Raw genomic sequence first — 6,377 nt, 5'->3', positions numbered from 1 at the left:
CCATTTCGGGTGGGGAGCGGGGGGGGGGGGGGGGGGGTCCCCCAAAAAAAAGCAGAAAAAAAAAAAGGAAGGGGGGCGGGGCCCCCCCCCCCCCCCCCCTCCCCCCCCCCACCCGCCGGAGGACGGAGAGGGCCACGTCAGCCCTTCAGCTGCGCGCCCTCGAGGTGCAGCTGTCCGCCGCCCTCGACCCACACGCCGTCGACCGCCGTGCTGGTGGCGGTGACGACCGTCGACTGCAGGGGCACGATGAGCGGCACCTGCTCGTTGATGATGGTCTGCACGGTGCCCCACTTCGCGGCCCGCGCGGTCTCGTCCGGCTCGGCCACGGCGTCGGCGAACGCCGTCTGGAAGTCGGGGTCGACCCAGTTGCACTCGCACCGCCCCTCCAGGTAGAAGTTCAGCGAGTAGGCCGGCTCGGGCGGGGTGGACTGGAAGTTCGGCACGATGTAGCCGGGGTAGCTCTTGCCCGCGGGGTAGAACGCGTCGACCCAGGTGCCGATGTCGTTGTTGTCGATGGTCAGCGTGATGCCGATCTCCTTCAGGCTCGCCTGCAGGATCTCGCCGCTCGTGTTCCACTCGGGGTACTGTCCGGCGACGCCCCACCAGGTGAGCGTGCTGCCCTCGGTCACCCCGGCCTCGGCGAACAGCTCCTTCGCCTTGTCCAGGTCGTAGGAGTAGTCGGTCAGCTCGCCGCCGAACCACGGGTTCACCTCGCCGAGCGCGTTGTTCGTCGGGGAGACCGTGCCCTGGCCGTAGTAGGCGGCGTCGAGGATGGCCTCACGGTCGGTCGCGTACGCGAGGGCCTGCCGGGCGCGCACGTCGTCGAAGGGCGGCGACGTCGTGTCGATCTCCCACGACGGCCACTGGCTCGGGTTCTCGGGCTTCACCAGGGCGATGTCGCCGCCCTCCAGACCCGCCACGTCGCCCTGTGGCACGGACCACAGCACGTCGATGTCGCCGGAACGCAGACCGGTGACGGCGGCGGTGGACTCGGCGGCCTTCACGATCGTGATCTCGTCGAGCGCCGGAGCCTCGCCGAAGTACTCCGGGTTGGGGACGAGCGTGAGGCTGTCGTCCGGAGTGAAGGCGTCCACGACGTACGGACCGGTGCCGATGGGCTCCTTGTCGATGGTGTCGAGTGCGTCGACGTCGATCATCTTCACCCAGACGATACCCGCGGGGAAGGTCGCGATGGGCTCGGACAGCGTCACCACGACGGTCTTCTCGTCCGGCGCGGTGACGTCGGTGACCATCGAGATCTTGTTCTTCTCCTGCGTCGCCGTGTCCGGGTCGAGGTAGTAGTCGAACGCGGCCACCGCGTCGTCGGCGGTGAAGTCCTCGCCGTTCGAGAACGTCACGCCGTCGCGGAGCGTGAAGGTCCAGGTCTTCTGGTCATCCGACGCCTCCCAGCTCTCGGCGAGATCGCCGACGACCTCGCCGGACTCGTCGGTCTTGGTGAGGCCGTTCCACAGCAGCGGGAACAGCACCTCCTCCCACGCGAACGTGCGGATGGCGGGATTGAGCTGCGGGATGCCCTGCGCGGCGGCGACGGTGAGGGTGCCGCCGTCCTGCGCCTGGCCGTCGGGGGTGGATGAGGTGCTGCAACCAGCGGTGATGAGCGCGGCGGTCAGCAGCATCGCTGCTCCGCCGAGCCGAACACGACGACGCGACATGGGTGCCTCCAAGGTCGGGTGGTGCTTCGGGTAAGGGTGTTGCGCTATAGCATGTAGCAAAAGGCAAACGGCGTCTAGAGCGAACCGGGCCGGCGGGGTCACGTTCTCGTCACGACCGCCGGCCCGGACCGGTCACCGGCGGGCGCTGGACGCTTCGACGGCGAGCGCGGGCGCCGTCGTGAAGTCCGTGCGGCGGCTGAGCACGAAGGCGATCGTCGCTCCGAGCAGCGTGAGCCCCGAGATGAGGAGCAGGCCCCACACCGCCGACCCCGTGGTCTCGCTGATCCAGCCGATCGCGTAGGGTCCCGCGAAGCCGGCGAGGTTGCCGACCGAGTTGATGAAGGCGAGGCCGGCCGCGGCCGCCGTGCCGGTGAGCACCATGGGCGGCAGGCTCCAGAACAGCGGGGTGGTCGAGAAGAGCGCCGACATCCCGACGCACAGCGCGGCGAGCGCGAGCACCGGCGTGCCCTGCGCCGCGACCGCCGCGATGAGCGACAGGGCGGTGATGCTGAGCGTGATGCCGATCTGCAGCGGGATGTTGCCCTGCTTCCGGGCGGCGCGCTCCCACGGCAGCATCACGAGGGCCGCGCACAGGTTCGGCAGCGCCACGAGCCAGCCGGTGGTGGCGTTCGAGAAGTCGCCCATGCTCTTCACGATCGTCGGCAGCCACATCCCCAGCCCGTAGGCACCGAACACGACGCCGAAGAAGAGCACGATGAGCGTCCAGAGGCGGCCGTTGCGGAAGACCTCGCCCAGCCGCAGGCGTCCGTGCCGCTGCTCGGTCGCCTGGGTCTCGGCGGCGAGCGTGTCGGTGATCCAGCGCTGCTCGGCGGGGGTCAGCCAGCGCGCGTCCTGCGGGCGGTCGGGGAGCCAGAAGAACACGACGAACGCGAGCAGCACGGCCGGGATGCCCTGCAGCAGGAAGACGAGCTGCCAGCCGTCCAGGCCCCACAGCCCGTGCAGCTCCAGCATCCAGCCGGACAGCGGCGCGGCGACCGCGTTGGCGATCGGGTTCGAGAGCACGAAGACGGCGAGCACCTGCGTGCGGTACTGCCGCGGGAACCACAGCGTGAGGTAGAGCAGCACGCCGGGGAAGAACCCGGCCTCCGCGATACCGAGGATGAAGCGCGCGATCGCGAACTGGGTCGCGTCCTGCACGAACGCGGTCAGCGCCGCGACGATGCCCCACGAGATCATGATGCGGGCGATCCACTTGCGGGCGCCGAACTTCTCCAGGAGCAGGTTGCTCGGCACCTCGAACAGCAGGTAGCCGATGAAGAAGATGCCCGCCGCGAAGCCGAAGGCGGCCTCGGTGATCTGGAGGGCGGCCGTCATCTCGAGCTTCGCGAAGCCGGCGTTGTTCCGGTCGATGTAGGCGACGAGGTAGAGCAGGCCGAGGAACGGACCGAGTCTCCAGATCGCCTTCTTCATGGCGGCGGCTCCCACCGCGTCCTCCGCGGCGCGCGCCTGCGCGAGCGTCTCTCTGCCGGACATGACAACTCCTTCGTCATCGGTTTCGGGTTTTGCTATAGCATCTAGCACCGCGCGGCTCCTGTCCAGTCCCCTGCTCATGCCATAGCATCGACCGAGCGAAGGAGCCCCCGCTCGACGAGCACCGGGCCGCGCGCGAGATCGAGAAGGGCCCCGGATGCGCAGCGTGTCGGATCAGAACATCGCCGAGCAGGTCACGGACGAGCTGCGGGCGGCGATCCACTCCGGAGAGCTCGCCCCCGGCGAGCGGCTCGTGGAGCGCAAGCTCGCCGACCGTCTCGGCGTCAGCCACATCCCCGTGCGCGAGGCCCTGACCCGGCTCGCCGAGGAGCGCCTCATCACCCGCGAGCCCCGCCGCGGCGCCCGCGTCGCCCAGCTCAGCGCGCAGGACCTGGAGGAGATCTCGAGCCTGCGGATCGTGCTGGAGCAGTTTATGGCGATCCGGGTGCAGGAGCGGTGGAACGACGAGTCGGCGGCCCGGCTGGAAGCGATCATCCAGGCCATGGCGGCGGCGGCGCCGGGCGACGTGGCCGAGGTCCTGCGCCAGGACCGCCTCTTCCACGAGACCCTCGCCGACCTCGCCGAGCACCGGTTCCTCGACGAGCTCAGCGCCCAGCTCCGTGGCCGGATCGCCGGGTTCATCCAGGCGGCCAACTCCGCCCTCGACCCCGCCGAGCAGGAGGAGCACGTGCGCAGCCACCAGCAGATCGTCGACGCCATCGCGACCGGCGATCCAGAGCAGGCGCGCGCGGTGATCGCCGAGCACGTGACCAGGGCCGTCCGCCGCATCACGCCGTCGGCCGAGTGAGCGCCGCCGTGGCCGCACGCACCATCGTGCTGACCGGAGCCTCGGACGGGATCGGCGCCGCCGCCGCCCGCCAGCTCGCCGGATCCCCGCACCGCCTGCTCCTCGTGGGCCGTTCGCCCGACAAGATGCGGGCCGTCGCGGACGAGACCGGCGCGGAGTGGTTCACCGCCGACTTCGCGCGCCTGGACGACGTGCGCGCGCTCGCCGCCCAGCTCGCGGACGCCGTGGGTGCAGCGGGCATCGACGTGCTGGCCAACAACGCCGGCGGCATCTTCGGCGACCGCACCCCCACGGTCGACGGGCACGAGAAGACGATGCAGGTGAACCACCTCGCCCCGTTCCTGCTGACGAACCTCCTGCTCCCGCAGCTGCTCGCCGCCCGCGGCGCGGTCGTGAACACCTCCAGCGTCGCGCATCGCCTCTTCGGGCATCTCGACGTCGACGACCTCGACAACACCCGCCGGTACTCCCCGAACAAGGCCTACGGCGATGCCAAGCTCGCCAACGTCCTGACGGCGAAGAGCCTGCACGAGAAGTTCCATGCGCAGGGGCTCAGCGCGGTGGCCTTCCACCCCGGCACCGTGGCGACGAACTTCGCCGCCGAATCGTCGAGCATCATGCGCCTCGTCTACCGCACCCCGCTGCGCCGCCTCGTCCTCATCGGCAGCGACCGCGGCGGCGCGACGCTGCGCTGGTTCCTCGAGGGAACGCCGGGCGAGACCTGGGTCTCCGGCGGCTACTACGACGAGCGCGTCCTCAGCACCCGCGTGAACCCGCAGGTGCACGACCCCGCTCTCGCCGAGGCCCTCTGGCGGCGCAGCGCCGCGCTCGTCGGCGTGGCCGGGGGCTGAGCGCCGTCTACGCTGGGGCGATGGCGCGCCTCGACTGGACCCAGCTCCCTCCCGCTCTCCGAGCCCGGGTCGAGGAGTTCGCGGGCTCCCCGGTGACACGGGCGCAGTCGCAGGACGGCGGCTTCTCCGCGGGGCTGGCCTCACGGCTGACCTTCGCCGACGGACGGCGGCTGTTCGTCAAGGCGGTGCAGGAGTCCGCGGAAGGCACGTTCGCGCTCTACGTGCGGGAGGCCGAGGTGCTCGGCGCGATCCCCCGCTCCCTCCCCGCCGCGCACCTCGTCGACGCCTTCACCGCGGACGGGTGGGCGGTGCTTCTCATCGAAGACGTCGAGGGCCGTCATCCGGAACGCTCGGCCACCGCGCCCGACACCGCGCACGTCCTGGATGCGATCGCCGCCCTGGCCACCGCCGAGGCGCCGCGCACGCTTCCCCGCCTCGCCGACGAGCTGCACGACGACTCCGGGTCCTGGCGGCGGCTCGAGGAGGCCGGGCTCCTGGAGACGACCACGCCGTGGTGTGCGCAGAACGTCGACCTCCTCCGCACGGCGGCGGAACGCGTGGGCACCGCGGTCGCGGGCGATCGGCTCCTGCACGCCGACCTCCGGGCCGACAACATCCTCATCGAGGCCTCCGGCCGCGCACGGCTGCTCGACTGGCCGTGGGCGGCCCGCGGCGCGGGGTGGGAGGACGCCCTCCTCTACCTGCTCGACCTCCGCGTCGAGGACGCCGCAGCCGAGGTCGGCCCCCTGCTCGATCACCCGGCCTTCGCCGGGTCCACCACGGAGGACCACATCGCCCTCCTGTCCGCCGCGGGCGGCGCCTGGTTCGAGAAGTGCCGTCTTCCCGCGCCGGACGGGATGACGACCCTCCGCGACTTCCAGCGCCGGGAAGCGGTCATCGCCACCGACTGGATCGCCGAGCTCGTCCGCTGATCGCCCCCGAGGCGGGGGCGTCCGCCGTCATCCCTCGGGCTGCGCGCCCGACTCGCCCGCGTGGACGCGTTCGCCCTGTCGGCCGAACAGGCTGAGCACCTCGGCGGGCTCCCCGTCCGCGCTCCCGAACCAGTGCGGCACGTGCGTGTCGAATTCGGCGACCTCTCCGGCTGCCATGCGCAGATCGCGCGTGCCGAGGATCAACCGCATGGTGCCGCTGAGCACGTAGAGCCATTCGCGCCCCTCGTGCGCCCGGGGACGCGGAGTCACCTGGCTCCCCGGGATGAGGATCTTCCAGGCCTGGACCGGGCCGGCGTGCGGGGTCAGCGGCACGACGATCCGGCCGTGCACGCGGCGCGGCTTCAATCGCACGCGCGGATCGCCGACGTCGGGCGCCCCGACGAGGTCGTCCAACGGCACCCGGTGGGCGCGGGCGAGCGGGAGGAGAAGCTCGAGGCTCGGTCGGCGTTGCCCGGTCTCCAACCGCGAGAGCGTGCTCGTGGAGATCCCCGTGGCGTCGGCCAGGTCGGTCAGCGTCATCCCCCGCTGCTTCCGGAGCCACCGCAACCGCGGGCCCACGCCGTCGAGCGTCGCGTCGATCTCGTCCCCTTGCACGTCCTCA

6 protein-coding genes are annotated in these 6,377 nt (G+C 71.3%); 3 read left to right on the top strand and 3 right to left on the bottom strand.

Features of this window, described 5'->3' with window-relative positions; translation table 11 throughout:
* Nucleotides 1-137: 137 nt before the first annotated feature.
* Nucleotides 138-1,673 (bottom strand): ABC transporter substrate-binding protein, encoded by a 1,536-nt coding sequence (locus ACFU8V_RS03505; RefSeq protein ID WP_081811588.1) that lies wholly within the window; start codon nucleotides 1,671-1,673, stop codon nucleotides 138-140.
* Between the two features lie 132 nt (nucleotides 1,674-1,805).
* Nucleotides 1,806-3,167, bottom strand: coding sequence for an MFS transporter (locus tag ACFU8V_RS03500; protein ID WP_025104139.1), 1,362 nt, complete (start codon nucleotides 3,165-3,167; stop codon nucleotides 1,806-1,808).
* 154 nt (nucleotides 3,168-3,321) lie between these two features.
* Here ACFU8V_RS03500 and ACFU8V_RS03495 point away from each other — a divergent pair, with 154 nt between their 5' ends.
* Genes ACFU8V_RS03495 through ACFU8V_RS03485 form a run of 3 tightly spaced genes read left to right on the top strand, consistent with a single transcriptional unit; the run spans nucleotide 3,322 to nucleotide 5,755 of the window.
* Entirely contained in the window at nucleotides 3,322-3,972 is a 651-nt protein-coding gene (locus tag ACFU8V_RS03495; protein WP_060922906.1) for a GntR family transcriptional regulator, read from the top strand.
* Between the two features lie 8 nt (nucleotides 3,973-3,980).
* The gene (locus ACFU8V_RS03490; RefSeq protein WP_378868994.1) at nucleotides 3,981-4,823 is read left to right on the top strand and encodes an SDR family NAD(P)-dependent oxidoreductase; all 843 of its coding nucleotides are present in this window, start codon (nucleotides 3,981-3,983) and stop codon (nucleotides 4,821-4,823) included.
* Nucleotides 4,824-4,843: 20 nt separating this feature from the next.
* Nucleotides 4,844-5,755: a phosphotransferase gene (locus ACFU8V_RS03485; RefSeq protein WP_315107890.1), complete on the top strand. Its 912-nt coding sequence runs from the start codon at nucleotides 4,844-4,846 to the stop codon at nucleotides 5,753-5,755.
* Nucleotides 5,756-5,782: 27 nt separating this feature from the next.
* Here ACFU8V_RS03485 and ACFU8V_RS03480 read toward each other — a convergent pair whose 3' ends face one another.
* Complete coding sequence (locus ACFU8V_RS03480; protein WP_231919557.1) at nucleotides 5,783-6,370, bottom strand: helix-turn-helix domain-containing protein; 588 nt, start codon at nucleotides 6,368-6,370, stop codon at nucleotides 5,783-5,785.
* Nucleotides 6,371-6,377 lie beyond the last annotated feature (7 nt).

The organism is Microbacterium sp. NPDC057658, assembly GCF_042799975.1.
GTDB lineage: Bacteria > Actinomycetota > Actinomycetes > Actinomycetales > Microbacteriaceae > Microbacterium.
This window is presented reverse-complemented; position numbering and strand designations above follow the sequence as displayed.

What these genes read in the sequence shown, in the direction of transcription:
- ACFU8V_RS03495 (WP_060922906.1), top strand. Translation starts at nt 3,322, where the DNA reads ATGCGCAGCGTGTCGGATCAGAACATCGCCGAGCAGGTCACGGACGAG.
- ACFU8V_RS03485 (WP_315107890.1), top strand. Translation starts at nt 4,844, where the DNA reads ATGGCGCGCCTCGACTGGACCCAGCTCCCTCCCGCTCTCCGAGCCCGG.
- ACFU8V_RS03500 (WP_025104139.1), bottom strand. Translation starts at nt 3,167, where the DNA reads ATGTCCGGCAGAGAGACGCTCGCGCAGGCGCGCGCCGCGGAGGACGCG.
- ACFU8V_RS03505 (WP_081811588.1), bottom strand. Translation starts at nt 1,673, where the DNA reads ATGTCGCGTCGTCGTGTTCGGCTCGGCGGAGCAGCGATGCTGCTGACC.